The 26195-nt window shown below is 69.5% G+C and carries 21 protein-coding genes and 1 pseudogene; 7 read left to right on the top strand and 15 right to left on the bottom strand.

Annotation, left to right across the window (positions count from 1 at the left end; genetic code table 11):
- From AOK03_RS10310 to AOK03_RS10305, 3 genes are all read right to left on the bottom strand, one after another.
- A partial coding sequence (locus AOK03_RS10310; protein ID WP_279616316.1) for a DUF7019 family protein occupies positions 1-402 on the bottom strand: 402 nt, incomplete at its 3' end.
- A gap of 6 nt (positions 403-408) precedes the next feature.
- Positions 409-501 (bottom strand): DUF397 domain-containing protein, encoded by a 93-nt coding sequence (locus AOK03_RS40730; protein WP_244177554.1) that lies wholly within the window; start codon positions 499-501, stop codon positions 409-411.
- A 46-nt stretch (positions 502-547) separates the two neighbouring features.
- Entirely contained in the window at positions 548-1333 is a 786-nt protein-coding gene (locus AOK03_RS10305) for a helix-turn-helix domain-containing protein (RefSeq protein WP_244177552.1), read from the bottom strand.
- Between the two features lie 126 nt (positions 1334-1459).
- Here AOK03_RS10305 and AOK03_RS40725 point away from each other — a divergent pair.
- A pseudogene (locus AOK03_RS40725) lies at positions 1460-1858 on the top strand (ATP-binding protein); the annotation flags it as partial.
- A gap of 505 nt (positions 1859-2363) precedes the next feature.
- On the opposite strand, the gene AOK03_RS43915 reads toward AOK03_RS40725, so the two are convergent.
- The 4 genes from AOK03_RS43915 to AOK03_RS10285 form a co-directional block, all read right to left on the bottom strand.
- A partial coding sequence (locus AOK03_RS43915) for a tetratricopeptide repeat protein (RefSeq protein WP_244177551.1) occupies positions 2364-2942 on the bottom strand: 579 nt, incomplete at its 3' end.
- Positions 2939-4213 (bottom strand): tetratricopeptide repeat protein, encoded by a 1275-nt coding sequence (locus AOK03_RS10295; protein ID WP_055564872.1) that lies wholly within the window; start codon positions 4211-4213, stop codon positions 2939-2941. The genes AOK03_RS10295 and AOK03_RS43915, both read right to left, overlap by 4 nt.
- A 91-nt stretch (positions 4214-4304) precedes the next feature.
- Complete coding sequence (locus AOK03_RS10290; protein WP_079074608.1) at positions 4305-8243, bottom strand: GH92 family glycosyl hydrolase; 3939 nt, start codon at positions 8241-8243, stop codon at positions 4305-4307.
- 168 nt (positions 8244-8411) lie between these two features.
- Positions 8412-9182, bottom strand: coding sequence for a phytanoyl-CoA dioxygenase family protein (locus AOK03_RS10285; protein WP_055564871.1), 771 nt, complete (start codon positions 9180-9182; stop codon positions 8412-8414).
- Between the two features lie 551 nt (positions 9183-9733).
- Here AOK03_RS10285 and ngcE point away from each other — a divergent pair.
- From ngcE to AOK03_RS10255, 6 genes are all read left to right on the top strand, one after another.
- Complete coding sequence (ngcE, locus tag AOK03_RS10280) at positions 9734-11167, top strand: N-acetylglucosamine/diacetylchitobiose ABC transporter substrate-binding protein (RefSeq protein ID WP_055564870.1); 1434 nt, start codon at positions 9734-9736, stop codon at positions 11165-11167.
- 198 nt (positions 11168-11365) lie between these two features.
- Positions 11366-12307 carry a carbohydrate ABC transporter permease gene (locus AOK03_RS10275; RefSeq protein ID WP_055564877.1) on the top strand — a complete coding sequence of 314 codons (942 nt, stop codon included), beginning with the start codon at positions 11366-11368 and terminating at the stop codon, positions 12305-12307.
- A gap of 21 nt (positions 12308-12328) precedes the next feature.
- Positions 12329-13222 carry a carbohydrate ABC transporter permease gene (locus AOK03_RS10270; protein ID WP_055564869.1) on the top strand — a complete coding sequence of 298 codons (894 nt, stop codon included), beginning with the start codon at positions 12329-12331 and terminating at the stop codon, positions 13220-13222.
- A gap of 150 nt (positions 13223-13372) precedes the next feature.
- Positions 13373-14635: an extracellular solute-binding protein gene (locus AOK03_RS10265; RefSeq protein ID WP_244177550.1), complete on the top strand. Its 1263-nt coding sequence runs from the start codon at positions 13373-13375 to the stop codon at positions 14633-14635.
- 26 nt (positions 14636-14661) lie between these two features.
- Positions 14662-15609, top strand: a complete 948-nt coding sequence (locus AOK03_RS10260) for a carbohydrate ABC transporter permease (RefSeq protein WP_055564867.1) — start codon at positions 14662-14664, stop codon at positions 15607-15609.
- Positions 15609-16490, top strand: coding sequence for a carbohydrate ABC transporter permease (locus AOK03_RS10255; RefSeq protein WP_055564866.1), 882 nt, complete (start codon positions 15609-15611; stop codon positions 16488-16490). Before AOK03_RS10260 ends, AOK03_RS10255 begins: the two co-directional genes overlap by 1 nt.
- A gap of 71 nt (positions 16491-16561) precedes the next feature.
- Here AOK03_RS10255 and AOK03_RS10250 read toward each other — a convergent pair whose 3' ends face one another.
- From AOK03_RS10250 to AOK03_RS10215, 8 genes are read right to left on the bottom strand one after another with little or no spacing between them, the layout of a single operon-like run.
- A complete protein-coding gene (locus tag AOK03_RS10250; RefSeq protein WP_055564865.1) occupies positions 16562-16864 on the bottom strand; it encodes a putative quinol monooxygenase in 303 nt (100 codons plus the stop codon).
- A gap of 55 nt (positions 16865-16919) precedes the next feature.
- Complete coding sequence (locus AOK03_RS10245; RefSeq protein WP_055564864.1) at positions 16920-18203, bottom strand: homoserine dehydrogenase; 1284 nt, start codon at positions 18201-18203, stop codon at positions 16920-16922.
- Positions 18200-18730, bottom strand: coding sequence for a flavin reductase family protein (locus AOK03_RS10240; protein WP_055564863.1), 531 nt, complete (start codon positions 18728-18730; stop codon positions 18200-18202). Before AOK03_RS10240 ends, AOK03_RS10245 begins: the two co-directional genes overlap by 4 nt.
- Complete coding sequence (locus AOK03_RS10235) at positions 18717-19478, bottom strand: transporter substrate-binding domain-containing protein (RefSeq protein WP_079074607.1); 762 nt, start codon at positions 19476-19478, stop codon at positions 18717-18719. The genes AOK03_RS10240 and AOK03_RS10235 overlap by 14 nt, the downstream gene beginning before the upstream one ends.
- Complete coding sequence (locus AOK03_RS10230) at positions 19468-20040, bottom strand: gamma carbonic anhydrase family protein (protein WP_055564861.1); 573 nt, start codon at positions 20038-20040, stop codon at positions 19468-19470. Before AOK03_RS10230 ends, AOK03_RS10235 begins: the two co-directional genes overlap by 11 nt.
- 3 nt (positions 20041-20043) lie before the next feature.
- Entirely contained in the window at positions 20044-21192 is a 1149-nt protein-coding gene (locus AOK03_RS10225; RefSeq protein ID WP_055564860.1) for a MupA/Atu3671 family FMN-dependent luciferase-like monooxygenase, read from the bottom strand.
- The gene (locus AOK03_RS10220; protein WP_055564859.1) at positions 21185-24178 is read right to left on the bottom strand and encodes a type I polyketide synthase; all 2994 of its coding nucleotides are present in this window, start codon (positions 24176-24178) and stop codon (positions 21185-21187) included. The genes AOK03_RS10225 and AOK03_RS10220 overlap by 8 nt, the downstream gene beginning before the upstream one ends.
- A gap of 32 nt (positions 24179-24210) precedes the next feature.
- The gene (locus tag AOK03_RS10215; protein ID WP_279616315.1) at positions 24211-26085 is read right to left on the bottom strand and encodes a non-ribosomal peptide synthetase; all 1875 of its coding nucleotides are present in this window, start codon (positions 26083-26085) and stop codon (positions 24211-24213) included.
- Positions 26086-26195: the final 110 nt, after the last annotated feature.

The raw sequence follows: 26195 nt of genomic DNA, 5'->3' as shown, positions 1-26195 counted from the left end.
CGGCAGCATCGAGTGGGACGCCTGGATCGTGTCGGGTGCGGTCCGCTGCCCGAGCAGATGGTGCGCCGACCCGATCAGCGCGACCACGGTGTCGCCGTCGCGGCCCGTCATGAACGTCGGCCCGGCGGGGGACCCGTACCCGGCGATCCGCAGCTCCAGATCACCCCGGAACCAGGGTCTCGGCTCCGTCATCCAGCTGACGTCGAACTCCCGCTCCAGGTACGCCTCGACGATGTCCAGCTTGTCGTACGTGGTGGTGTCCGGACGCGGCGACTGCAGGGCCACGCTGAGCACCTTGAGGTCGACCTTCGCTTCGACGGCGATCCGCTTCAGGAGCTTCGGTGGGATCTGCTCGTACAGCATGTCCAGCTTGGCGCCGGAGACGTAGAGGTAGTAGCGCACGTGACGCTAGGCGCGGGCCCGGGGGAGCGTCAGGAAGGCGGTCCAGGCGTCCGGGGCGACGGTGAAGTGGGGGCCGTCCGGGTTCTTGGAGTCGCGGATGTGGANNTGTAGCTGGACTTGAACCACTCAAGCGCGGTGCTGCCGCTCATTGTTCTCCTAGCAGTCGGTCCAACAGGTCCCGGGTGTCCTCCGCGTTGAGGGCCTGTGTTCGCAGCATCGCATACTTCTGGGTCAGGATCGCCACCTCGTCCGGATCGGCGATCAAGTGACTTCCGCGCTGGGTTTCGGAGTAGGCGAGCCGCTGGTGCTCTGGTGTTTCGAGCAGGATGAATGGGCCTTCGAGTCCTGCGTGGGTGGTGCGGCCCAGCGGCAGGATCTGCACCGCAAGACCCGGCAGTTCCGCGTATTCCCGGATGTGGCGCAACTGCTCGGCGTACACCTGCTCTCCGCCCAACTTGTCCCGCAGCGCCGCCTCCCAGACCATGAAGCTGGCCATAGGCGGCTGCTTGCGGTGCAGGATGTCGCGGCGCTCGATCCGGGCGGCGACGAGCTGCTCGATCTCGTCCTCGTCGTACACCGGGACGCGGCTACGGAAAACTGCCCGCGCGTACGCCTCGGTCTGGAGCAGACCCGGCACCAGCAAGCTCTCGTACCACGAGATGGCGATCGCCTCCCGCTCGCAATCCAGATACTCCTCCGCCCACCTCGGGACGAGATCCACCTCCGGCATGTTGTCCACCGCGGTCTGCAACGTCCGCTTCGTGCCGAGGAAGTCGTCCAACTGGACCGCCAAGTCCATCTTCAGCGGCCGCCGCCCCTGCTCGACGGAGGCGATCAGCTCCTCGCTGACCAGGAACTGCTGGGCCAGCGACCGCTGGGTGTACCCCGCCGCCTCGCGGTGGACGGCAAGCAGCGCACCCACCATCCGCATGGCCGACGCGTTCCTGCGTGATCGTCGCTTTGGGCTGCTCATACGGTCCAACTCCCCACCAGAAGCCGTGCCTTCACACAGCGGACCCGTACAAACCAGCCGTACGGGATCACGCACTGCTTCATCATGGCCACGGAGAGTGACTCTCGTCACGTGAACCGAGAAAGTTTCTACCGGCGGGAACGCCAGTCCGTCCCCGCGGCCCGCGCCTTCGCGGCCGCGGCCCTCACCGACTGGGGGATCGAGGGCGAGCGCGCGGACGACATCACGCTCTGCGTCAGCGAGCTGGCGACCAACGCCCTGCTGCACGGCGTCCCGCCAGGGCGCGGGTTCCGGCTGTACGTGCACCATGCGGGCGACGTGATTCGCGTGACCGTGCACGACAGCGGCGGCGGGCGGCCGCGGCTCGACCTGGACGAGCGCGCGGGCGACGAGTCAGGGCGGGGGCTCCTGCTCGTCGCGGCGCTGGCCGACAAGTGGGGGGTCACGGAGCGGGACCCCGGCAAGGCGGTGTGGTGCGAGTTCGTGCTCGCGTCACACCGCCTCGCGGTACACCACCTCGCGTCAGACCGTCTTCTTGCGGTCGAACCAGATCGTCGCGAGGGTCGGGACGAGACCCGCCCAGAACAGCGCCTGGGGCACGGTCCGTTCCGACCACGGGATCTCCGCGAGGAGCAGCGCGCACAGCATGGCCCACGCGGCCTGGGCGAGGACGATCCGGGGCCACTTGCGGCGGCGGACCACGGACCGCAGGTTGATCTGGATGCCCGCGCGCAGGCGCCGGTACCGGAGCAGGGCGCCCACGGCCCAGATCGCGGCCATCGGGACGAGGAACCAGAGCCGCTGGCCGAGTGAGACGGGCAGGTCGCGCGGGGTCTCGCCCTCGGTGACGAAGACGTCGAGGCCCGCGGCGGTGAGGGCGAGGCAGAGGAGGGCGAGCCAGCGGATGCCGCGCAGCATGCGGTACGAGGCGTCGTCGAGGCCCCGCTGCATGGTCCGGGAGTCCGGGGCGGCGGCCAGCGCGTCCGNNGTCGAGCCGGAGGATGGCGTGGTCGAGCTGGTCGGCGACCGTGCTGTTGCTCGCCAGGTCGGCTATCTGCCAGGCGACTTCGTGCGCGTAGACCTCTTCGGGGCCGAGGCGCAACGCCTCCATCGCGAGGTCGCCCGCCTCGCGCAGGGGTGCTTCCATCTGTTCCGCGGTGATCGTGCCGCCGCCCGCCTGCCCGATGCGGACGAGGCGGATGCGCCACACGACGTCGGCGAGGAACGCGTACGCGTACCAGTACTCGGGGGCGAGGCGGATCGCCTCGCGGAGCACGCCCTCGGACTCGTGCCAGCGGGTGCCGCCCATGCCGCGCAGGGCGTGCGCGCGCATCATGAGGCCGCCGATGTCCTCGGGGTCGAGCGCGAGGGCCCGGTCCGTGGCCTCCAGGGCCTTCTCGTGCTGCCCGGCCCGTACGCGGCAGAGCGCCAGCTTCGACCAGGCGCGGATGTCGTCGGGGTCCTCGGCGAGCCGCTGCCCCAGCAGGGCCTCGGCCTCGTCGTACCGCTTGAGCTCGATGAGCCCGTCGGCCCGCTCCACGGCGGGGTGCACAGTGCCAGTGCTCACAGCTTCCGCTTCTTCTTGAGGTAGGTGACCAGGTCGTCGTACATGCCGCCTTCGTTGGCGAACATCGCCACGTTGCGGGCGGAGGCGAACCACGGGTCGCTGGAGGGCGGGATCGTGGCGGCCGCGTCCAGCAGGTCCTTCATGCCGATCATGCGGACCGTGCCGGTGCGGGCGGAGTCGAGGAGCGCGCGCTCGGCGGCGGCCTCGCAGAGGTGGGCGAGGTCGGCGCCGGACAGGCCGTCGGTGGCCTTCGCCAGCTTGCGCAGGTCGATGCCCGCGACGGGGCGCTCCCTGAGGTGGTAGCGGAGGATCGCCTCGCGGGCGGGGGCGTCGGGCGGCAGGACCAGGATGGTGCGGTCGAGGCGGCCGGGGCGGCGCAGCGCGTTGTCCACGTCCCAGGGGACGTTGGTGGCCGCCAGCACGAACACGCCCTCGTTGGCGCCCGCGTCGATGCCGTCGAGCTCGGTGAGGAGCTGGTTGACGGTGTTGCGCATGCCGCTGTGCGCGGTACGGCTGCGTTTGGCGCCCAGCGCGTCCAGCTCGTCGAGGAACAGCACGCAGGGGGCCTGACGGCGGGCCGTCTCGAAGACCTCGTGCATGTTGCGCTCGGAGTTGCCCATCCACATGTCGAGCACGTCGTTGATGGATATGGAGAGGAAGTTGGCGCCGAGTTCGCCCGCGACGGCACGCGCGATGAAGGTCTTGCCGCAGCCGGGCGGGCCGTAGAGCAGGAGGCCGCCGCGCAGGCTTTTCCCGTACAGCTTGCGCAGCTCGGGGTTGCGCAGCGGTGCGAGGAACGCGGCCTCCAGGCGGTCCTTGACGTCCTGCATGCCGCCGACGTCGGCGAGCCGCACGCCGTCGGGCGCCTCGACCTCCCAGGCGTCGGCGTCGCCGGAGTCGCCGCTGCCGTCGGCAGCTTGCGGGGCCTCCGGGGCATGCGGAGCCTGTGGGGTCTCCACGAAGCGGGGCGGGACGACGTCGCCGACCTGGTCCTCGGCGGCCTGCCAGTTGAAGCCGGTGGGCGGCGCCTGGGGCGCCTGTTCCGGCGCCGCGGGCGCCTGCGGCGGCGCCCCCATCGCCCGAGCCATCAGCTCCCGCGCCTGCGGGTCGCCCGGCGCGTGCTGCAGGGCCACGGCGACCTCGGCCACCGCCTCGTCGTGATGCCCGCCCGCCACGAGGAGTTCCGCCAGGTGCAGCCGCAGGGGCACGTCGTCGGGCGCGCCCGCGACGGCTGTGCGCAGGCTCTGGACCAAGGGGGAGTGATCGGGCATGGGATGAGGATACGGGGGTGTTTCCCGAGGTGGGCGGCTCGTCCGCCGCACCTGCCCGAGGACAGGCGCGGCGGACGAGCCCCAACTGCGATCAGCCGAGCAGCTCCACCTCCGCGAGCGTCACCGCACCGCCGCCGCCCTTCGGCACCAGCCGGTAGTGCCCGTACGTCCCCGGGCGGGCGATCGTGAAGGCCCGGGTCTGCTGGTCCCAGGCGAAGGATTCGCCCGAGCGCTTGTCCAGGTCCTTCCACTCGGTGCCGTCCGAGGAGCCCTGCAGCACCCAGTCGCGCGGCGCCTTCGCCTTGTCGGCGGGCGACGTCAGCGTGTACTGCACCGCCTTCGTCTCCTTGCCGACCGGCAGCTCGACCGCCGAGTCCGACGTGGCCTCGGTCGCCGACGAGTCGTCGAAGAGCTTGCCCTCGCCCTTCAGGGCGTCCTTCCGCGGCGACGGGACCTTGTCGTCCTTGGTGATCGACGCGGGCTGGGCGTTCTTGCCGCTGCCCCAGGCCGACGGCTTCGGGCCCATGTCGAAGTCGATGACTCCGCCGCGGGCGACGACGTCGTGCGGGAGCGCGGTCGACCTCCACGCCTTGCCGTTGACCTTCAGGCCCTGCACGTACACGTTCTTCGCGCTGTTCTTCGGCGCCTTCACGACCAGGTCGCGGCCGTTGTCGAGGTGCAGGGTCATCTTCGTGAACTGCGGCGACCCGATGGCGTACTCACCGCTGCCCATGACCAGGGGGTAGAAGCCGAGCGAGGAGAAGAGGTACCAGCCGGACTGCTCGCCGTTGTCCTCGTCGCCGTGGTAGCCCTGGCCGATCTCGCTGCCGGTGTAGAGGCGGGAGAGGACCTCGCGGACCTTCTCCTGCGTCTTCCACGGCTGCCCGGCCGCGTCGTACATGTACGCGGCGTGGTGGGCGACCTGGTTGGAGTGGCCGTACATCCCCATGCGTACGTCACGCGCCTCCGTCATCTCGTGGATGACGCCTCCGTAGGAGCCCGCGAACTCGGCGGAGCCGGTCTCCGGAGTGGCGAAGTACGTGTCGAGCTTGTCGCCGAGACCCTTGCGGCCGCCGTACAGGTTCGCCAGACCGCGCGAGTCCTGCGGCGCGGTGAACGCGTAACCCCAGGCGTTGGTCTCGGTGTAGTCGTGGCCCCACACGCGCGGGTCGAACTTCTCCGAAGGCACCCGCCAGACGCCCTTGGTGTCCTTGCCCTGGAAGAAGCCGGGGTCGGTGCCTGCGCCCGCCGCCTTGCCGTCGAAGAGGTTCACGTAGTCGCGGGCACGGTTGAGGAAGTACTCGGACTCCTCCTTGTAGTGCTTCTTGCCCGTCTTCTTGTAGAGGGCCGCTCCCATGCGGGAGATGCCGTAGTCGTTGAGGTAGCCCTCCAGGGCCCACGACAGGCCCTCGTGCGTCTCGCTGGGCGTGTAGCCGAGGAACGGCGACGTCTTCATGCCCTTGCGGCCGACGCCCGAAGTGGGCGGGACCACGGTCGCGTTCTTCAGCGCGGCGTCGTACGCGGCCTCCGCGTCGAACTTCACGCCCTTGGTGTACGCGTCGGCGAACGCCACGTCGGACGACGTGCCCGTCATCAGGTCCGCCGCGCCGGGCGACGACCAGCGCGAGGTCCAGCCGCCGTCCTTGTAGTGCTGCACGAAGCCGTCGACCAGCTCACCCGCCTTCTTCGGGGAGAGGAGGGAGTAGGCGGGCCACGTCGTGCGATACGTGTCCCAGAAGCCGTTGTTGACGTACGGCTTGCCCTCGACGATCTTCGCGCCGGTGTGGGTCGGGGTGTCGGGCCCGGTCTGCGGCGAGAACGGGGAGGCGTACTTGTACGTCGCCTTGCCGCCCTTCGCCCCGACCTTCTCGAAGCCGGAGTTGGGGTACAGGTAGAGGCGGTAGAGGCTGGAGTAGAGCGATGTGCGCTGACCCTCGCTCGCGCCCTCGACCTCCACCTTGCCGAGGATGTCGTCCCACTGCTTCTGCGCGCGGTCCTTGACGCGGTCGAAGGAGGTGCCCGCCGGTATCTCGTCGGCGAGGTTCGCCTTCGCCTGGTCCAGGCTGATGAGGGACGTGGCGAGGCGCAGGTTGACGGTACGGTCCTTGCCGGGCTCGAAGCGCAGATAGCCCGTCACGTCGCCGCCACCGCCGCCCTCCAGCTTGCCGCCCGCGGTGACGGGGGAGTCGAAGGTGCCGTAGACGAAGAGGCGCGTGGCGCCGGCCGACAGACCGGACTTGACGTCCGAGTAGCCGGAGACGATGCCCTTCTCCTTGTCGAGGGTCAGGCCGCCCTTCTCCGAGACGTTGTCGAAGATGACGCTCGCGTCGTCACCGGGATAGGTGAACCTCATCATCGCGGCGTGGTCGGTCGGCGCCATCTCGGTCTTGAGGCCGTTCTCGAACGTCACGCCGTAGTAGTGCGGGCGCGCCGTCTCCTTCTCGTGCCGGAACGGCAGCGCCCGCTTGGTGCGGGACGCGCTCGGGGTGTCCTTGTCGACGGACGGCATCAGCTGGAACGTCTGCCGGTCGCCCATCCACGGGCTCGGCTCGTGGCTCGCGCTGAACGCCTGCATCGTCGGCAGGTTGTCGGCGTTGTTGCCGCGCGCGTAGTCGTACAGCCAGCTCAGGGAGCCCGCGTTGGTCACCGGCGTCCAGAAGTTGAAGCCGTGCGGGACCGCGGTGGCGGGGAAGTTGTTGCCGCGCGAGAAGCCGCCGCTGGAGTTGGTGCCGCGCCGCGTGTCGGCGTAGTCGGAGAGGTGCGCCTTCGGCTTCGCCGGGGCCTTCTCCTTCAGTGACACGTCGTCGAGCCAGCCGCGGAACTTCGCCGGGCCCTTGGGGGAGTCGTACGCGATGAGGACGCGGTCGACGGTCTTGCCGCGCGCGACCTGCCCGATGCGGGAGTCGACGTTGTTCCACTGGTTCACGTACAGAACCTTGGAGTCGCCCTGCCCCTGCGGGGTCAGCGGGAACCCGTGCTGGTCGACGGCCTTCAGCTCACTCAGGTACGTGCCGTCGGTGAAGGCGAGGTCCACGGAGACGTTCGTGGCGGCGTAGTCGAGGTCGCCCTCGGCCATCGAGGGAAAGACGCGGTACCCGAGCTCGGTGTCCTTCCCGACCTTCACATTGACGTCGAAGACCTTGTTGTACGAGTAGCCGCGGCCGTCCGCCTTGTGGCTGCCCGCGTAGCGCAGCGCGCGCTTCCCGGTGAACCCGGCACCGGACTTGGCGGTGGGGGAGCCGCTCGGGCCGCGGTCCACGAGGCTCAGCATGTCCTCGGGCGCGGGGGCCTCGGTGCCGCCGACGGACAGCTGCACGTCGGCGAGTTGCAGGGCGTCGGACGCGCCGTTGTTGGCGGTGACGTCGAGACGGAAGTGGGAGTAGGCCTTGGCGTCTTCCGGCTTGGCGAAGTCGTACGTCTTCGTCTTGTGGCGCCCGTCGAAGGTCTCCCCCTTCCGCTCGTCGAGGACCTTCCAGTCCTTGCCGTCCGTCGAGCCCTTGAGGGCCCAGTCCTTCGGGTCGCGCTCGGCGTGGTCGTTGGCCGAGGTCAGTGCGTACGTCACGACCTCGGCGGGCTCGTCGAGGTCGAACTCGACCCAGCCGTCCTTCGCGAACGTCAGCCATTTGCTGGTCGCCTCGCCGTCGACGAGGTTCGCCGCGACCTCGCCGGACCCGGCGTTCTCACCGCTGGCCCGGACCTCGGTGACGTGGTCGTTCACGCTGCCGGGCAGCCCGGAGCCGAACTCGCCGTTCACCCCGGCGGACTTCTTCTTGCCGTCGGCCCCGGTCTCGACGGTGTTCAGCCAGTCCGGCAGGGCCTGGCCGTCCTCGAAGGACGAGGAGAACTCCCGGTCCGTGCGGGGCGGCCGGTCGGGCTCGGCGACGGCGGCCCCCTGTGCCGCCACGACGAGCGCGATCGCCAACGTCCCCGCGGCCACGGCGGAACGGGGCCCTCGACCGGGCGGACGGTGGTGTCTGAAACGAGGTCTGCGTGCCGTATTACGTGCCGGTTGGCGTACCGAGTGCGGCATCCCCGAGCCCCTCCTTGCGGGTTGGACAACGTTGTCACGATCGCTGCGCAAGGTCTAGTAGGGAGGCAAGTGGCGAGTGGTGTCAAGGCTGTTGACGGGGGTCGGGATGGTGTAGGGGAGGGGCGGGGCCGGTGCGGGGCCGGGGTGTCCCGGCCCCGTGGAGATCCGTCAGCGGAGCCCCAGGCCCCGGCGGATCGCGATCTCGACCGGAGAGTACGCGCCGTCGGCCCGCTCCAGTTCGTACGGCGCGGCCGGGAGCAGGGGCGGCTGGGCCATGAAGCGCGGGCGCGCCCCGTGGTGCGGCTGGGCCGCGTGCACCAGGAACGGATGGCACAGGAAGACATCGCCCGGGGACCCGGTGGCGAGGGCGAGCGGCCGGTGGTCGGACGCGGCCACCAGATCGGGCGCGAGGGTCAGTCCGCTCGCTCCGTCCTCCCCGTACCTCTCCAGCACCTTCGGCACGTCGAGGTGGGAGCCGACCCGGATCCGGGTCGGGGAGTCCTCCTCGCTGACCTCGCTGAACAGGAACAGCATCAGCAGCGCCCGGCCCCGGGAGCGCAGATCGGTGAAGTACCAGCTCTCGCCCTCCGGCAGATAGCTCCCCTCGACGTGCCAGCCCGCGTCGTCCGGCTCCTCCTCGTGGGGGAAGCGCAACGGGAACGTGCCCAGCGAGTAGCGCGGCTCCCAGCGGCCCGCGCCGACGAGCAGGTCGTACGCGCGGTGCAGCGCCGGGGAGTTCGGCGCGGCGGCGAACGGTCCCTGCGCCATGCCGGGCACCCAGTGCACGGGCCGCGTCCACGTCGACGGGTCGTCCGGGTCGCAGCCCGTCTCCCGCCACAGCAGCCGCGCGCAGTCCGCGGCCACGCGCGGCGCGACGGCGCCCGTCAGCTTCACGAAGCCGTCGCGGAGGAAGCGGGATACCAAGGTCGTGTCGTCCATGCGCCCATCGTGCGGCGACACCGGTCCCGGTCACCCGACATCCTCCGCACCGCTTTTGTCAGGTGATCGCCGGGCCCGCTCCTGTCGGGGGACACGGGATCGCGACGGGTTGGCGTGAAGGGGACGGTCCGGTTTCGGACGGGAGGGTGCGGGGCGCGGGGCGGCTCCGTGTCCGGCCACATGGGTGGCGCGAGGGAAAGTCCATGGAAACCGGCGCGAAAGTCCACGGGTTCCGGCGGTGATGTGCGAGAGGTTCGGACGGGGATCATCACCGGCCCCGACCGGGGATCGTCGCAGGTCTCAACTCGGAAAAGGCTGCAGTCCAAAGTCGTATTCGATCTTGCCCACCCGGCCGCGAGTGGACTATACCTGTCCGCGTCTGCCCGGCCGTCCGACCGGCCGCAGGCCCGGGGGTTTTGGGGCGGGGGCGTCGAACGTCAACTGCCTTTTCCCGTCAGAGAACCCGGCGCACGAGCCCAGCTTCACACCACCGCGGTGCCGGGGAGGGTCCGGTTCACCGCCTGAGTCCTGGAGAAGGCGAGGACTTGAGCATGGGATCCACCAGCGTCAACCGTCGTGATGTCATGAAGAGGGCCGCGGCCGCGGGGCTGCTCGCGGTGCCTGCCGTGGGGGCACTCACCTCGTGCGCCAGCGGCGGCGGCGAGGAGAACAAGGCCGAAAAGGGCGACAAGACCAAGAAGAATCCGCTCGGCGTGGCGGAGGATGCCGGACTCACCGTCTACATCTTCAACGGCGGGTACGGCGACAAGTACGCCCAGTTCGTCACGGACATGTACGACAAGAAGTACCCCAAGGCCGATCCCGAGCAGAAGCCCACCGAGAAGATCGCCACCCAGGTCCAGCCGAAGATCGTCCGCGGCAAGCCCACCGCCGACGTCGTCAACAACTCCGGCGCCGACCAGATGAACCCCGGCAAGCTGGTGCACAACAAGCAGGTCGCCGACCTCAGCGAGGTGCTCGACGCGCCTTCGTGGGACGACCCGAACGTCACCGTGCGCGAGACCCTCGTACCGGTCGTCGAGCAGATGGGCCGCTTCGGCGGCAAGGAGTGCTACCAGCTCAACATCGCGCTGACCGTGTACGGCAACTGGTACTCCAAGAAGCTCCTTGAGGACGGGCTCGACTCCGCTTATCCCAAGACCTGGGACGAGATGCTCGCCGTCTGCAAGAAGGCCAAGGCCAAGGGCATCCACGGCTGGAGCTACCCGGGCGGCCACCCGCGCTACATGTTCTTCAGCATGTACGCGATGTTCGCCCAGCGCGGCGGCCGCGACGTCACCACGGCGATGGACTACCTGGAGCCCAACGCCTGGAAGCACGAGGCGGTCAAGGAGGTCTTCGAGGCCTGGGAGGAGCTGGTCGCCAAGAAGTACGTGCTGACCGGCTTCGACGGCACCGAGGCGCACACCGAGATGCAGACCGCGTGGACGAAGGAAGGCAAGTGCCTCTTCGTGCCCAACGGCTCCTGGGTGGAGAACGAGGCCAAGGACACCACGCCGAAGGACTTCGCGATGCAGGTCGGCGCGACCCCGTCGCTCGACTCCGGCGACAAGATGCCGTTCGGCACGCTCTACTCCCCGGCCGGTGAGCCCTTCATCGTCCCGGCGAAGGCCAAGAACCGGCAGGGCGGCCTGGAGTGGCTGCGGATGATGTACAGCAAGGAAGCCGCGCTCAATCTCTTCAAGGAGATCGGCTCGATGCCCGTCGTCAAGGGCGCCATCGACGGCCAGCAGCTGCCCTCGGGCGCGGCGAGCGCCCAGGCGGCGATCAAGGCGGCCGGCGAGAACATCGTCATCCCCCAGTTCATGGACTGGTACAACGAGCTGTTCCGCGAGGACTTCAACAACATGATCCACAAGTTCATGCAGGGCCAGATCGGGCCCAAGCAGGCGATGGACACCATGCAGAAGGCCTCCGACCGGATCATGCAGGACCCGGACATCACCAAGATCAAGAAGGCCTGACCAGTCGGTCCGGGGCCGTCACCGGTCCCGGACCCCGGCACGTAACCGAGCACGTGTAGGCATGGGAAAGAGCGGGCGGGGCTGATCAGCGTGAAGACCGACACCCGGGTGGACAAGACGCCACCTCCGAAGAAGCAGACCGAACGCAAGCCCCCACCGGGCCCACCGTCCCTGCCGCTGTTCGTCCTGGCGGTGCTGCTGCCACCACGCTTCACCCCCGAGCGAGTCCGCTACGACCGGCGCTACCGCACGCTCGACAAGTACCGCTTCATCGTGGGCTTCCTGGCCGTGCCGCTCGCGTTCTACGCGCTGTTCGTGATCTCGCCCTTCCTCCAGGCGATCTACTACTCGTTCACCGACTGGTCCGGCGGCCCCGTCGCGAACTTCGTCGGGTTCGACAACTACCAGAAGATGTGGAACGACGACCGCTTCTGGGACTCCCTGAAGATCAGCACGCTGCTGCTGGTCATCGCCCCGGCCATCACCCTCGTCCTCGGCATGTTCTTCGCCTACATGATCACCTCGGGCGGACGGCACCGCAGAGGGCGGGCCATCGCGGGCGTCGCGGGATCGTCCGTCTACAAGGTCGTCTACTTCTTCCCGCAGGTCCTGTCGGTCGCCATCATCGCCGTGGTGTGGGGCCGGGTCTTCAACACCAACAGCGGCCTGATCAACGGCGGTCTGGGCAAGGTCGGCGTCGACGGACCCGCCTGGCTCGGCGGCGACCAGACCCTCGGCCTCATCTCCTTGATCACCGTGATCAGCTGGAGCTTCATCGGCTTCTACGTGGTGTTGTTCTCCGCGGCGATGGGCGCCATCCCCAAGGACATCTACGAGGCCGCGCTCCTCGACGGCGCGGGCCGCGCCCGCACCTTCTTCAACGTGACCCTTCCGCTGATCTGGGACACGGTGCGCACCGGCTGGATCTACATGGGCATCCAGGCGCTCGACACCTTCGCGATCTGCCTGGTCATGGTGCCGCCGCACGTCCTGAAGGTGACCCCGGTCTTCCTCTACGAACGCTTCCGGGACGGCCAGTACGGCTACGCCACCTCCATCGGCGTCGTCCTTCTCGTCCTGAGCATGGCGTTCTCCCTGATCGTCATGCGGGTCGGGAACCGCGACCGGATCGAATACTGAGACCGCGGGAGTCACTGCATCATGACCACGACCACCACCACCGCTCCTCAGCCGAAGACCACCTCCGCGCCCCGCCGCGAGAAGGAGACGGGCGGCGCCCTCAACGTCTTCTCGCACGCCTTCCTCATCCTGTGGGTGATCCTCGCCGCCGGGCCCCTGATCTGGGTCGCCCTCACCGCGTTCCGCCCCTCGGCCGAGATCCTCAGCGACCCGATGGGCTGGCCCGCCTCCTTCCACTGGGAGAACTTCTCCAACGCGTGGAACAAGGCGAACATCGGTCAGTACACGCTCAACTCGCTGATCATCCTCGCGGGTTCCCTGACCGGCACCATGCTGCTCGGCTCGATGGCGGCCTACGTCATCGCCCGCTTCACCTTCCCCGGCAACCGCTTCATCTTCATGCTGTTCGCGGGCGGCATGATGTTCCCGGTCATCCTCGCCCTGGTGCCGCTGTTCGCGGTCATGGAGAACTTCGGGCTCCTCGACACCCGGCCCGGCCTGATGATCGCGTACATCGCGTACTCCCTGCCCTTCACCACCTTCTTCCTGACCTCCTTCTTCCGCACGCTGCCGACCGGCGTGCAGGAGGCGGCGATGGTCGACGGGGCCTCGCACACCCGCACGTTCTTCCAGATCATGCTGCCGATGGCCAAGCCCGGCCTCGTCAGCATCGGGATCTTCAACTTCCTCGGCCAGTGGAACCAGTACCTGCTCCCGCTGCTGCTCAACAACGAGGACGAGCAGAGCTACGTACTGCCGCAGGGACTCGCCTCGCTGGCCGTCTCGCAGGGCTACCGGGGCGACTGGGGAGCACTCTTCGCGGGCCTGACGATCGCCATGCTTCCGGTGCTCGTCGTCTATGCCGTCTTCCAGCGACAGGTACAGGCCGGTCTGACCGCGGGAGCCATCAAGTGACCAGGTGGAGCAGGGTATTTCAGGTTGGCTACGAAAGTGGTCTAGGCCTGTCGAGGCGAATCGGGCCGTGAGTAGTGTCGGCGCCACGGAGCCGAGGGGTGCGGACTGGACGCGCTCAAGTCGACACCGATGTCGAAGGGTTGAATCAGCATGAGGAATCGAATAGTCGCCACCGGTGCGGCAACGCTCGCCATGGCTCTGGGACTTACCGCCTGCAGCGGTGACAGTGACAGCGGGGACAGCAAGACCATCAAGCTCGTCGCCGCCGACTACGGCGACAAGGCCTCCAACGCCTCCAAGGTGTACTGGAACGAGGTCAAGAAGGAATTCGAGGCGGCCAACAAGGGCTACAAGGTCGACGTCCAGGTCATCAACTGGAACGAGATCGACAAGTCCGTCAAGAACATGATCCAGGCGGGCAACGAGCCCGATCTGCTGCAGACCGGCGGCTATGCGGACAAGGTCGCCGACGACCTGCTGTACAAGGCGGACGAGGTCCTCTCGCGCGAGACCCGCGACAACCTCATCCCGTCCTTCGCCAAGGCCGGCGAGGTCGACGGCACCGAGTACGGCATTCCGTGGGTCTCCTCCAGCCGCGTGATGTTCTACAACAAGGCCGTCTTCAAGAAGGCCGGCGTCAAGAACCCGCCGAAGACGTGGGACGAACTCGCCGCCGCCGCGAAGAAGATCAAGGCCAAGAAGGCCGCCGACACCCCTTACGCCCTGCCGCTCGGCCCCGAGGAGACCCAGGGCGAGTCGATGATGTGGGAGCTCGGCAACGGCGGCGGCTACACCGACGCCGACGGCAAGTACACCCTCGACAGCGCCAAGAACGTCGAGACCTTCGAGTGGCTCAAGACCAACCTGGTCAAGCCCGGCCTGACCTACCCCAACCCGGCCTCCACGGACCGCAAGACCGCCTTCGCGGACTTCGCGGCGGGCAAGGTCGGCATGCTCAACGGCCACCCGAGCCTGATCCAGATGGCCAAGGAGGGCAAGGTCGACTACGGAGTCGTGCCCATCCCCGGCAAGACCGGCCCGCTCGACAGCACCCTCGGTGTCGCCGACTGGATGATGGCGTTCAAGGACGGCGGCGCGGAGAAGGCGGGCGTGAAGAAGTTCCTGGACTTCACGTACTCCAAGAAGATGCTGAAGTTCGACGAGATGTACAACCTCATGCCGGTCACCAAGGACGCCCTGAAGCAGATGACCGACAGCGGCAAGCACAAGGACCTGGAGCCCTTCTTCCAGGTGCTGCCGAACGCCAAGTTCTACCCGCTGGGCGACACCTCGTGGGACGTCGTCTCCGCCGAGATGAAGAAGACCGGCGGCAAGGCCGTCTCCGACGACCCGAAGCAGATCCTCGGCGACCTCCAGAAGAAGGCGGAGTCGGCCGCGGCCGACGCCAAGTAAGCGAGTAGGCAAGCAAGGGAGTCTTCGTGTCGCTCAAAGCCCCTTCGCCCCCGGCCGAGACCGGCCGGGGGCGGGGCGGGCGCGCACCCAGGCCGGTGAGCCGCCGCAGCGGTCTGGCCCGGCTCGGCCCGCTGCCCTGGATAGCGCCCGTCATCCTGCTGATCCTCGCCGTGGTCGTCTGGCCCGTCGTCGAGCTGGTCCGCACCTCGTTCCTCAACATCTCCATCTCCGGCAAGGTGCGTGGCAGCGCCGGGACCGACAAGTTCAAGAAGCTCTTCGAGGAGAGCGACTTCGGGGCCGTCCTGACCTGGACGGTGGTGTGGACCGTCGTCGTCGTCACCGTGACGATGCTGCTCTCGCTGGCCCTCGCCCAGCTGTTCAACCAGAAGTTCCCCGGCCGCCGCTACGTCCGCTGGGCGCTCATCGCCCCCTGGGCCGCATCCGTCCTGATGACCGCCATCGGCTTCAAATGGATGCTCAACCAGACCGCGGGCGTCCTCAATACGCTGATGCTGGACCTGGGGCTCATCGACAGCTCCAAGGACTGGCTGGGCAAGGCGGAGACCGCCTGGCCGTGGATGATGGGCGTGGCCGTCTTCGTGTCGCTCCCCTTCACCACGTACACGCTCCTGGCCGGGCTGCAGACCATCCCGCAGGACGTCTACGAAGCCTCCCGCATCGACGGCGCGAGCCCCTGGCAGACCTACCGGCACATCACGCTGCCGATGCTGCGGCCCGCCTTCCTCGTCGGCGTGGTCATCAACCTCATCAACGTCTTCAACTCCTTCCCGATCATCTGGGCCATGACCCAGGGCGGTCCGGGCTACGACACCTCCACGTCGATGGTGTTCATGTACAAGCTGAAGGAGACCGACATCGGTGAGTCCGCGGCCATGTCGGTCGTCAACTTCCTGATGGTCGTGGTGCTCGTGCTGATCTTCCTGAAGGTCAGCCGGTGGAACGAGGAGGACTGATGGCCACCGCGACGGCGACCCGCCCCGCGCCCCGGAAGGACGACGGCCCCAAGAAGGCCAACCGCACCTTCCGGCCCCGCACCCTGGTCATCACGGCCTGCGCGTGGCTCCTGGCCGCGATCTTCCTCGCGCCGTACCTGGAGATGATCGTCACCGCGCTCCGCCCCAAGGAAGAGCTGCGGGACCGCACGTACCTGCCCAAGAACCTGGAGTGGGCGAACTTCATCGACGTCTGGAAGGAGTCCGAGCTCGGCCAGAACCTCCAGGTGACGCTGCTCGTCGCGGGCGGCGCCACCCTGCTGGTCCTGCTCGTCTCGCTGCCCGCCGCGTACTACACGGCCCGCATGCGCTTCCGCGGCCGCAAGCTCTTCCTGCTCCTGGTCCTGGTCACCCAGATGTTCCAGCCCACGGCGCTCCTGGTCGGCCTGTACCGCGAGTTCCACCAGCTGGACATGCTCAACTCGGTCTGGACGCTGATCCTCACCAACGCGGCGTTCAACCTCGCCTTCGCGGTGTGGATCCTGACGGCCTACATCAGCTCGATCCCGCCCGAGCTGGAGGAGGCCGCCATGGTGGACGGCACCAGCCGCTTCGGCGCCATGATCAAGGTGACGCTGCCGCTCGCGCTGCCCGGCGTCGTGACGGCCGTGATCTTCACCTTCATCACGTCCTGGAACGAGTTCGTGATGGGCCTGACCCTGACCACCCAGCCGGACAAGCAGCCGCTGACGGTCGGCATCAACAACTTCATCGGCAACTACACGGTGCAGTGGAACTACCTCTTCGCCGCGTCCGTGGTCGCGATCGTCCCGGTCATCGTGCTGTTCGCGTTCATCGAACGGCACGTGGTGTCGGGGCTCACGGCGGGCTCCGTCAAGTAGTCGGCAGACATGCGTATGCCCTGCCCCCTCGTCCGAGGGGGCAGGGCATACGCATGTGTCAGGGGCGTGCGTCAGGCCAGGGGCTCCGCATCGAGGCGTACGACCACGGCGGGGCCCGCGCGGAACGCCGGGCTCGCCGCGTCGGCCTCGACCATGTGCGGCGTGGCGTCGTGCGCGTCGAGCGCCTCCTGCGACGCCCACCGCTCGATGAGGACGAAGCGGTCGGGGTCGCCGGTCACCTGGTGCAGGTCGTACTGCAGGCAGCCGTCCTCGGCGCGCACGAGCGGCGCGAGGCGCTCGTAGGCGTCGGTCTGCTCCTTGCCGCGGCCCGGCTGCGTGGTGATCTGGATGACGAGCTGAATCGGCTGGGACATGGGTGGCACTCCGTGTGGTTCGGTATCTGTCGCTGTCGTGGGGTGTGGTGAGGCGTTATGTGTGGATGCGCAGCACCCGGCCCACTCCCCGCACCCGGCCGAGGCCGCGCAGCTCGTCCAGCGCGCCGTGCAGCGCGTGTTCGGGCGCGGGGAACGTGATGAACACGATGCGGGCCCGCGACTCCGAGCCGTGCTGGTCCACCGTGCGGATGGACACGCCGTGCCGGGCGAACACCCCCGTCACCTCGGACAGGACGCCCGGCGCCTCGTCGACGTCGGCGCGGACGTAGTAGGAGTGCACCAGGTCCCGCGTCGGCCGCATGACCGCGGGCGGGCCGACCGGGACGCGGCGGTGCGTGCCACGCACCAGCTGGTCCGCGGCGCCGGTGACGTCACCGAGGATCGCCGAGGCGGACGGCCGCGGGCCCGCGCCGTGCCCGTAGAACATGAGCTCACCGGCGGCGGAGGTGGTGAGGAACACCGCGTTGAAGCTGTCCCGGACACTGGCCAGCGGATGGTCGCGCGCGATCAGCGCGGGGAAGACCTGGGCGCCCACCGCCCCGCCGTCGGCGAAGCGTTCGGCCACGGCGAGGAGCTTGATGTCGAAGCCGAACCGGTCGGCCAGCTCGAAGTCCTCCCGGTCGAGGCCGACGATGCCCTCCCTGCTGACGTCGTCCGCGACCACCGACCGGTTGAAGGCCAGCGAGGCGAGGATGGCCACCTTGGACGCCGCGTCGGCGCCCTCGATGTCGGCGCTCGCGTCGGGCTCCGCGTAGCCGAGCTCCTGCGCCTGCGCCAGCGCCTCGTCGAACCCGAGGCCGTCGACCGTCATCCGCGTCAGCACGTAGTTGGTGGTGCCGTTGACGATGCCGACCACCCGCGTCACGTCCTCGGCGAGCAAGGACTCCCGCATGGGGCGCAGGATGGGGACCGCGGCCACCGCGGCCGCCTCGAAGAAGAGGTCGACGCCCGCCCGGTCGGCCGCGGCGAACAGCTCGGGGCCCGCGCTCGCGATGAGCTCCTTGTTGGCGGTCACCACCGGCTTCCCGGCGTCCAGCGCCGCGAGGACCAGTTCGCCCGCCGCCGACGTGCCGCCGATCAGCTCCACCACGAGGTCGACGTCGTCGGCCTTCACCACGTCGTGCGCGTCGGCGGTGAACAGCTCCGCGTCCAGGGCCGGGGGCCGCGGCTTGCGGGCGTCGCGCACCGCGACGCGTACGAGATCGAGGGAGAGGCCCGTGACGGACTCGATCGCGGCGCGCCGCTCCACCAGCAGCTCGGCGAAGTCCGCCCCGACCGTGCCGCAGCCGAGCAGCCCGATCCTGACCCGGTGCGTCATGCCGGTACTCCTCGGGCGCTGCGGTGGTACGGCTGGTGGGTGCCGAAGTTGCGCCGGTGGTACACCAGCGGGGCCCGGCTCGCCGCGGCCTCCGCCGCGTCGACGCGGCCGAGGACGATGACGTGGTCGCCGCCGTCCGCGAAGTCGGCCACGGTCGAGGCGATCCACGCCGACGACCGCGAGATGCGGGGGAGGCCGTGCTCGATGCTCCAGGACGTCCCGCGGAACTTGTCGGCGCCGCCCTTGGACGCGAACGACATCGCCAGGTCGTCCTGGTCGGCGCCGAGCACGTTGAGCCCGAAGCGACCGGACTCGCGGATGACCTCAAGGGTGCGCGAGCGCCGGTCCAGGCTGACCAGGATCATCGGCGGGGAGACCGAGAGCGAGGAGAAGGCGCTGACGGTCGCCCCGCACGGCGCGCCGTTGTGGGCCAGACCCGTCACGATCGAGACGGGCGTGGCCACGCTGGCCATGACGTCCTTGAACGTGTCCTGGAGGGCGGACGCGGTGGTCTCAGAGGTTTTCATGGGTGCCTGTTCCGTTCGGGGAGCTCATCGGCGGCTCGTCGGCGAACCACGTGTCGAGGAGCTTCGGGTGCACGTCGGACGCGAGCACGTCGGCCAGCGCGGCATCGACGGCACGGACGAACTCCGGGTCGTCCTTGCGCATCATGAATCCGTAGCCCTCCTCGCCGAGCCGCACGTCGAGCAAGGAGACGTCGCCCGGCACGCGGTCGCCGCGCAGCAGGGTCCGCAGGATCACCTCGTCCGCGACCATCGCGTCGACGAGCGGGTCGTCGAGGAAGGCGTCGAAGGCCGCGCCGATGGACGGCACACCGACGAAGGCGAAGGCGAAGCCCGGATCCGGCGCGCCTTCGAGGGCGGCCTGACTCGTCGAGCCCTGGATGCCGACCACGCGCCGGGTGCCCGTGCCCGCCGTCGCGCCCGGCTTCACGGCGATCCGGTGCGAGGTCCGGAAGATCGGCCGACTGAACGCGCAGCGCCGCAGCCGTGCTTCGGTGATGGTCGTCGACCCGCATTCGATGTCGATGCGGCCCTCGGCGAGGAGGCCCTCCCGCGTGGTGGAGGTGACCTCGACGGCTTCGAGGGGCGGGGGCTGCCGCGTACCGTCGAAGACCTTCGCGAGGACGAGGCGAGCCAGGTCCACGGAGTAGCCGATGGGTTCGAAGGCCGGGCCCGGCGCGTAGGAGAACGGGGGAGTGCTCCGCTGGAACCCCACGCGGAGGGTGCCGCGGGCGAGAGCGCTACTCGACAACGGCGGCCGCCTCGGGGACGTTGGCCGCCTCGGTGCGGGGGCCGAGCGGGCGCAGGCCCGTGCGGTACTGCTCGGCCAGCTCCCGGTACTCGACGGCCGTCTCGTCGAGCACCGCCACGTCGCTGTCGCTCAGCGTCATCAGGACGGTCGCGGGGTTGCCCGCGATGAGGCTCCGGGCCGGGTAGACGGGTCCCGCGCTCAGCACGACGCCCGCGGAGACACGTGAACTCGCGCCGACCGAGACCCCGTTGAGCAGCACCGCGCCGATGCCGACGACCGATCCCGCGCCGACCGAGCAGCCGTGCAGCACCGCGCTGTGGGCGACCGTCACATCACGCCCGATGACCAGCGGCTGCCCGGGATCCGAGTGGAGCATCGCGTGGTCCTGGACGTTCGAGCCGCGGCCGATGCGCACACCGCCCTTGTCCCCGCGGATCGTCACGCCGGGCCACAGGCTGACGCCCTCCTCGATCTCGACGTCCCCGATCACCACGACGTCGTCGAACGCGTAGACGCTGGGGTGGATGCGTGGCTCGATGCCCTGGAAGCTGTACGTCTTCACGGGTCAGGCTCCGTTCTGCAGAAGCGGCGAGAGGCGGGCGAGGCTCGCCAGGACCTCATCCTTGGAAAGCCCGAAGTCGACGAGGCAGGCCACCTCGTTCACGCCCATGTCGTGGAAGCCCTCCAGGGTCGCGCGGGCCTGCTTCGCGTCGCCGATGAGCGAGCTCGACGTGACGTACCGCTGGAAGACCATCTCCAGGAACTCCGCCCGGTCCTGGTCGAGGGTGCGCAGCGTCTCGGACTTGTCGCGCGACTCGCTCTGGCCGGAGGTCGCGTGCTGCGTGACGAAGGAGCCCAGATACTCGATCATGGCGGGCCTGACCGTCTCGACGGCCTCGTCCATGTCGGCGCCCACATAGGTGTGCAGCATCAGCGACACGACACCGGCGTCGGGGTCGAGCCCCACCCGGGCCCGCGCCTCGCGGTAGATGTCGATGCGCTTCTTCAGCTCGGGCGGACCGAAGTTGATCAGCGCGGACAGGACGTTGAAGCCGTTCTCGCCCGCGAACCGCCAGGCGTCCTCGCTCTTGGACGAGGTCAGCCAGACCGGCAGCTCCGGCTGTACGGGCCGCGGGAACGTCAGGATGTCGTGGCTCTCGCCCAGCGCGTCGGTGCGCTGGACGGTGTTGCCGCGCCACAGGTCCTGGAGCTGCTCCCGCGAGCGGTTGAGCACCTGTGCCCGGTCCTGGAACGCGTCGGGGTCGAGTACGAAGTCCCGCGCGTGCCAGCCGGGCGCCACCGCGAGGTCCACGCGCCCGCCGGAGAGGTTGTCCACGAGCGCCCACTCCTCGGCGGCGCGCAGGACGTTGTGGAGGGGGAGGTTGATGCTGCCCGCCCGGATCCGCACGTTCTCGGTGATCATCGCGAGCGCGGCGCCGAGGACGGCCGGGTTGGGATAGGCGCCGCCCGCGTCGGTGAAGTGCCGCTCCGGGGTCCAGATGGCGCCGAACCCGGCGCCGTCGACGTAGCGGGAGACCTCCAGGAGGAGCTCGTAGGGGTCGCTGTCGCCGCTCAGGCCCGAGAAGAAGATGACGCCGAGGTCGGGGAGGGACGAGGGGGCCGGGCCCGGTGCGGGGGCGCCGGTGGTCCCCGACCTGAGCTTGGCCTTCAGGCTCGCCAGCTGCCCGGCTTCGAGGAAGGAACTGTCAGACATGGGCGGGCTCCTCGAGCAGCAGTGACGTGATGACGTTCGTGGTGGCCGAGACCGAGCTGTTCTCGTAGAAGTCCCGGACGGAGAAGTCCAGTTCGAACGTCTCGCGGAGCTTGTTGATCAGCTGGATGGCCATGAGCGAGTTGCCGCCGAGCTCGAAGAACTCGCGCTCGTGGGCGGCGGCCGGGGCGCCGATGAAGCTCTCGAAGATCTTCGCGACGATGCCGCGGATCTCTTCCGTGGGTCCGTCGAGGCCGGCGGGTCCGCTGTCCGCGGCCGATGCCGCGGGGGCGGGGGCAGGCGCGGGCACCGGCACCGACGCGGTCACCGGGGCGTCGGCGTCGTCGTCCGAGCCGAACCCGAGCGTCGGCTCCACCCAGTGGACGTGCCGCTCGAACGCGTACGTGGGCAGGGAGACCATGCGCGCGGCGGTCGCGTACTCCTCGACGGGCACCTCGGGGTCGGCGGCCCAGCCGAGCGCGACGGCGTCCGCGAACGACTCCTCCTCGTGCTCCAACTCGCCCAGTGTCTGAGCCAGTTCTGGTGTCAGCTCGGCCTCGGAGGCGAGGTTGGCCCGCACCAGGTTGCTCATCGACCGGCCGGCACCGATCTCGATGAACCTGCGCACCCCGGCCGCGCGCAACGTCTCCATCGACTCGGCGAAGTCGACCGTGCGCAGCAGGTGGTCCGCCCAGTAGTGCGGGCTCCTGGCCTCGTACTCCGTGAGGACGCGGCCGGTGATGTTGGAGACCAGCGCGATGCTCGGCGCCCGGAACTCGACGGTGTGCAGGAACGCGCGGAACTCCTCCGCGGCGCCCCGCATGAGCGGCGAGTGGAAGGCGTGCGACGTCGCGAGGCGCTGGTGGCGCACCCCGGCGTCCGCGGCCCGCGCGACCGCCTCGTCGACGGCCTCGTGGGTGCCGGACAGCACGAACTGCGCGGGGGAGTTGGTCGCGGCGACGACCAGGTCTCCGCGGTCCAGCAGGTCCCTGAACTCGTCGAGGCGGTCCACCGCCAGCATGGAGCCGGTCGGGCAACCGCCCATGAGCCGTGCCCGAGTGGCGACGAGCGCCGCCGCCGACCGGAGGTCGAAGACGCCCGCGACCGTCGCCGCGACGATCTCCCCGAGGCTGTGCCCGAGGACGTAGCGGGGCCGTACGCCCGCGTCGACGAGCGCGGTCGCCAGCGCGTACTCGACGGCGAACAGGAGCGGCTGCGCCACCGAGGTGTCGATGCCGTCGACCGGCCCCTCGGGCCCGAGGTAGGTGTTCACGTCGAAGTCCGTGTGCTCGTTCACGGCGTCGACGGCCTCGGCGAGGCGGCGGGCGAAGTGCTCGTTCTTCGTGGCGAGTGCGGCCCCCATCGCCTGGCGCTGGGTCCCCTGGCCCGCGAAGACGAACGCGATCTCGTTCGTGCCCGCCTCGGCTCCCCGGTGGTAGCGCCCGGCCCGCAGCCGGGTGACCGCCTCGGCCCGGTCGACCGCGGCCAGCGAGGCACGGTAGGGGTGCAGGGTCCTGCCTTCGCGCAGCGTGTGCGCGTACGCGGCGAGGGAGGCGGCCGGGTCCGCGGCGAGGCGGTCGGCGAGCGCGGCGGCCTGGCCCCGCAGGGCGTCCTCGGAGCGTGCCGAGAAGGTGAGGATGCTCGGCCCCGCGGCGGCGTCGTCGGTGGGCGCCTCGGCGGCGGACTCGTCGGCGGGCGACGGCTCGAAGCTCTTGAGGATGACGTGGCCGTTCGTACCGCCCATGCCGAAGGCGCTCACACCGGCCCAGTTCTCGGACCCGCGGTCCAGCGGCAGGCCTTCGGTGGTGACGAAGTAGCGTGAGTCGTCCAGTTCGAGCGCGGGGTTGACCTCGTCGACGTTCACCGTCGGCGGCACGTAGCCGTGCTTCAGCACCAGCGCGGCCTTGATCAGGCCGATGATGCCCGCGGCGATGTTGAGGTGCCCGAAGTTGCCCTTGAGCGAGCCGATGCCGCAGGGGGCGCCGTCGAGGCCGTACGCCTGCTTGATCGCCTCGATCTCGATGGGGTCGCCGAGCGCGGTGCCGGTGCCGTGCGCCTCGATGTACGTGATGTCCGTCTGCTTGGCGCCGGAGATCTGCAGGGCGTCGCTCAACACCTCGACCTGTCCGGAGACGCTGGGAGCGGTGAAACTCACCTTCTCCGCACCGTCGTTGTTCACCGCGGAGGCGGCGATCACGGCGTGCACCTCGTCGCCGTCGGCCACCGCGTCGCGCAGCCGCTTCAGGAGGACGAGCCCGATGCCGTTGGTGAAGACCGTGCCGTTGGCCCCGGAGTCGAACGGGCGGCAGACGCCGTCCGGCGAGAGCACGCCGCCCACCTGGTACCGGTATCCGGCGTGCTGCGGCAGCCGCACGTGCACGGCGCCCGCGATGGCCGCGTCGCACTCGTTCAGGAGCAGGCTCTGCACTGCGGAGTGGACGGCGACCAGACCGGTGGAGCACGCGGTCTGCACATTGACGCTGGGGCCGCGCAGATTCAGCTTGTACGAGGTCCGCGTCGCGAGGAAGTCCTTGTCGTTGCCGTGCCGGATGACCATCTCGCCGAGCGACTCGACCAGGTCGCGGCGGCGCAGGGCGCCGAAGAGGTAGGTGCTCATCCCGGAACCGGCGAAGACGCCGATCCGCTGCCGGGTGCGCTGCGGATCGATGTTGGCGCGCTCCAGGAGCGACACCGACGACTCGAGCATGAGGCGCTGCTGGACATCGAGGATGTCCGCCTCGCGCGGGGAGTAACCGAAGTACGTGGAGTCGAACTCGGCGAGACCGTCGATGACCCCGGCCCGCTTCACGTAGTCGGCGCGCGACCGCCGTCCCTCCGGCACACCGGCCGCGGCGACCTCCTCGTCGGTGAGGTCCCGGACGGCGCTGTCGCCGTCCACCAGCTTCTGCCAGAACTCGTCGACGCCGTCGGCCTGCGGCAGCCGGCACTCCATCGACACGATGGCGATCAGCTCGTCGTCACTTTCCATGTTCATCCTTGGTCCGGTACGGGAGTGGGTTGCTAGCGGCGACGGGCGCGCCGGGTGGAGAGCACGCGGCTGCGCGTGGCGCGGCCGGTGGCCGCCGAGGCGCTCGGCGCGCGGTCGTGGGGCTCCTGCGTCACGGAGGTGAGGAAGCGCCGCTGCGCGTTGAACGACGCGTGCTCGAAGAGGCGTACGAGCGGGAAGCGGACGCCGAACTCGCGCTGGAGCTCGGAGTGGAGCACCACGATGGTCAGCGAAGTCCCGCCCACGTCGAAGAAGTTGGCCTCGCGGTCGGTCAGGGAACCCGCCCCGCCGCCCGCCACGTCGAGCCAGATGCGTTCGAGCCGCTCGGCCACCGGGCGCGCCGGGCGGCCCGCCTCCGGCGCCGCCGCGGCCCGCTCGGCCTCGGCGCGCCGGGCCCGCTCCTCGACGTGGACCCGGGCGACCTCGGACAGCGCCTTGCGGTCGACCTTGCCGTTGGGGAGCTTCGGCAGCTCGGGCAGGAAGAGGAAGGCCGACGGGAGCATGACGCTCATCAGGCGGCCGCCCACGTAGTCGCGCAGCTCCCGCTCGGCCGTCGCGTCGCCTTCGACGACCGCGATGATGACCTTGGTGAAGCGGTCCTCCTGGGCGCAGACGAAGACGTCGCGGACGCTCGGGTGGGACTGGATCGCGGAGCGGACCTCCTGCAGCTCGATCCGTACGCCCGCGATCTTGATCTGGTCGTCCGCCCGGCCGAGGATCTCCAGGCCGCCGTCGGGGCCGCGCCGTCCGAGATCTCCGGTCGGATACGCGACGACGCGCTCCGCGCCGATCTCCACCTCGACGAAGGGCGAGACCATCCGGCCGTCGACCAGGTATCCGTGCGAGGGGTGGTCGGCCGCGATGTGGATCTCACCGGCGGTGCCGTCCGGGCACACCTTCCGGTTCTCGTCCAGGACATGGGACCGCGCATGGGGAAGGTTCCGGCCCACTGGCTGGATTCCGGCGGCCGGATTCCGGGGGACGCGGTAGAAGTGCTGGGCCAGCGTCGTCTCGGTGGGCCCGTAGAGGTTCACGACCTGGCAGTCGGGAAAGAGGTCCTGCCACGCGCCGACGAGGGCGCCGTCCAGCGGTTCGCCCGCGAAGAAGGAGTGGCGGACGGTGGATATCGGCTCGGTCGGCGCGGAGCCGGACAGCCACACCTTGGCGAGCGAGGGCACGAGATGGAAGCCCGTGATCCCGTTGCTCCGCAGGAATTCCAGGACTCCGTCGGCGTCGAGGTGCCGCTCGTCGGGGACGCAGAGCGTGGCCCCCGAGATCAGGGGCGTCAGGGCGTCCCGGAACCAGACGTCGAAGGAGAGATTGGTGAGATGCGCGAATCGGTCGTGCGGGCCGATGCCGAATTCGCCCGACTGCCACTCCAGGAACGCGGACAGGCCGGTGTGACTGCCGACGATCGCCTTGGGCTTCCCGGTGGATCCCGAGGTGAAGGCGATATAGGCGTAGTCCTCGTTGTCGAGCCTGTCGATTCGGTTGAGCTTGTCGGGGGCCGCCGCCGCGGTGCCGTCCTTCTCCGGGGCGGCGGGCCGCAGAGCGATCCGGTGACCGTCCGAGCAGTCGACGGTGGCCCGGGCCGGACCGGCGGCCAGCATCGTCTCGCGCCGCACGTCCGGCAGCGCGTCGTCCACGAGCATGACGATCGCCCCGGACATCCACACGCCGAGGACGGCCACGACCGCCGACGCGCCGCGTCTGCCGAGGATGCCGACGACGTCACCGCTGCCGACGCCCCGCGCCCGCAGGTCGTCCGCCACCTCCTGTGCGCGTGACAGCAGTTCGGAATACGACATCGAATCGGTGGGAGAAGTGATTGCGGTCGCGTCAGCGAATTTCTCGCACGCCCGCTTCAAAAGGGTGTCGACCGCCTGCACGGATAACTCTCCATGGGGGTGGGAATTTGGCACGAAACGGAAGAGGAAAAGCTCTCCGTGGCATCTGGCGACGATGCTTCCAGTCAAAATCGATCACCGTCAAGCGGCAA

The sequence above is a fragment of the Streptomyces atriruber genome (genome assembly GCF_001418325.1).
Lineage (GTDB): Bacteria > Actinomycetota > Actinomycetes > Streptomycetales > Streptomycetaceae > Streptomyces > Streptomyces atriruber.
Note: the sequence above shows the minus strand (reverse complement) of the source record. Positions and strands in the feature narration are given on the sequence as shown.

What these genes read in the sequence shown, in the direction of transcription:
- AOK03_RS10270 (WP_055564869.1), top strand. Translation starts at nt 12,329, where the DNA reads ATGACCACGACCACCACCACCGCTCCTCAGCCGAAGACCACCTCCGCG.
- AOK03_RS10285 (WP_055564871.1), bottom strand. Translation starts at nt 9,182, where the DNA reads ATGGACGACACGACCTTGGTATCCCGCTTCCTCCGCGACGGCTTCGTG.
- AOK03_RS10305 (WP_244177552.1), bottom strand. Translation starts at nt 1,333, where the DNA reads ATGCGGATGGTGGGTGCGCTGCTTGCCGTCCACCGCGAGGCGGCGGGG.
- ngcE (WP_055564870.1), top strand. Translation starts at nt 9,734, where the DNA reads ATGGGATCCACCAGCGTCAACCGTCGTGATGTCATGAAGAGGGCCGCG.
- AOK03_RS10220 (WP_055564859.1), bottom strand. Translation starts at nt 24,178, where the DNA reads ATGGAAAGTGACGACGAGCTGATCGCCATCGTGTCGATGGAGTGCCGG.
- AOK03_RS10290 (WP_079074608.1), bottom strand. Translation starts at nt 8,243, where the DNA reads ATGCCGCACTCGGTACGCCAACCGGCACGTAATACGGCACGCAGACCT.
- AOK03_RS10265 (WP_244177550.1), top strand. Translation starts at nt 13,373, where the DNA reads ATGAGGAATCGAATAGTCGCCACCGGTGCGGCAACGCTCGCCATGGCT.
- AOK03_RS10255 (WP_055564866.1), top strand. Translation starts at nt 15,609, where the DNA reads ATGGCCACCGCGACGGCGACCCGCCCCGCGCCCCGGAAGGACGACGGC.
- AOK03_RS10225 (WP_055564860.1), bottom strand. Translation starts at nt 21,192, where the DNA reads ATGTCTGACAGTTCCTTCCTCGAAGCCGGGCAGCTGGCGAGCCTGAAG.
- AOK03_RS10240 (WP_055564863.1), bottom strand. Translation starts at nt 18,730, where the DNA reads ATGAAAACCTCTGAGACCACCGCGTCCGCCCTCCAGGACACGTTCAAG.
- AOK03_RS10250 (WP_055564865.1), bottom strand. Translation starts at nt 16,864, where the DNA reads ATGTCCCAGCCGATTCAGCTCGTCATCCAGATCACCACGCAGCCGGGC.
- AOK03_RS10245 (WP_055564864.1), bottom strand. Translation starts at nt 18,203, where the DNA reads ATGACGCACCGGGTCAGGATCGGGCTGCTCGGCTGCGGCACGGTCGGG.
- AOK03_RS10295 (WP_055564872.1), bottom strand. Translation starts at nt 4,213, where the DNA reads ATGCCCGATCACTCCCCCTTGGTCCAGAGCCTGCGCACAGCCGTCGCG.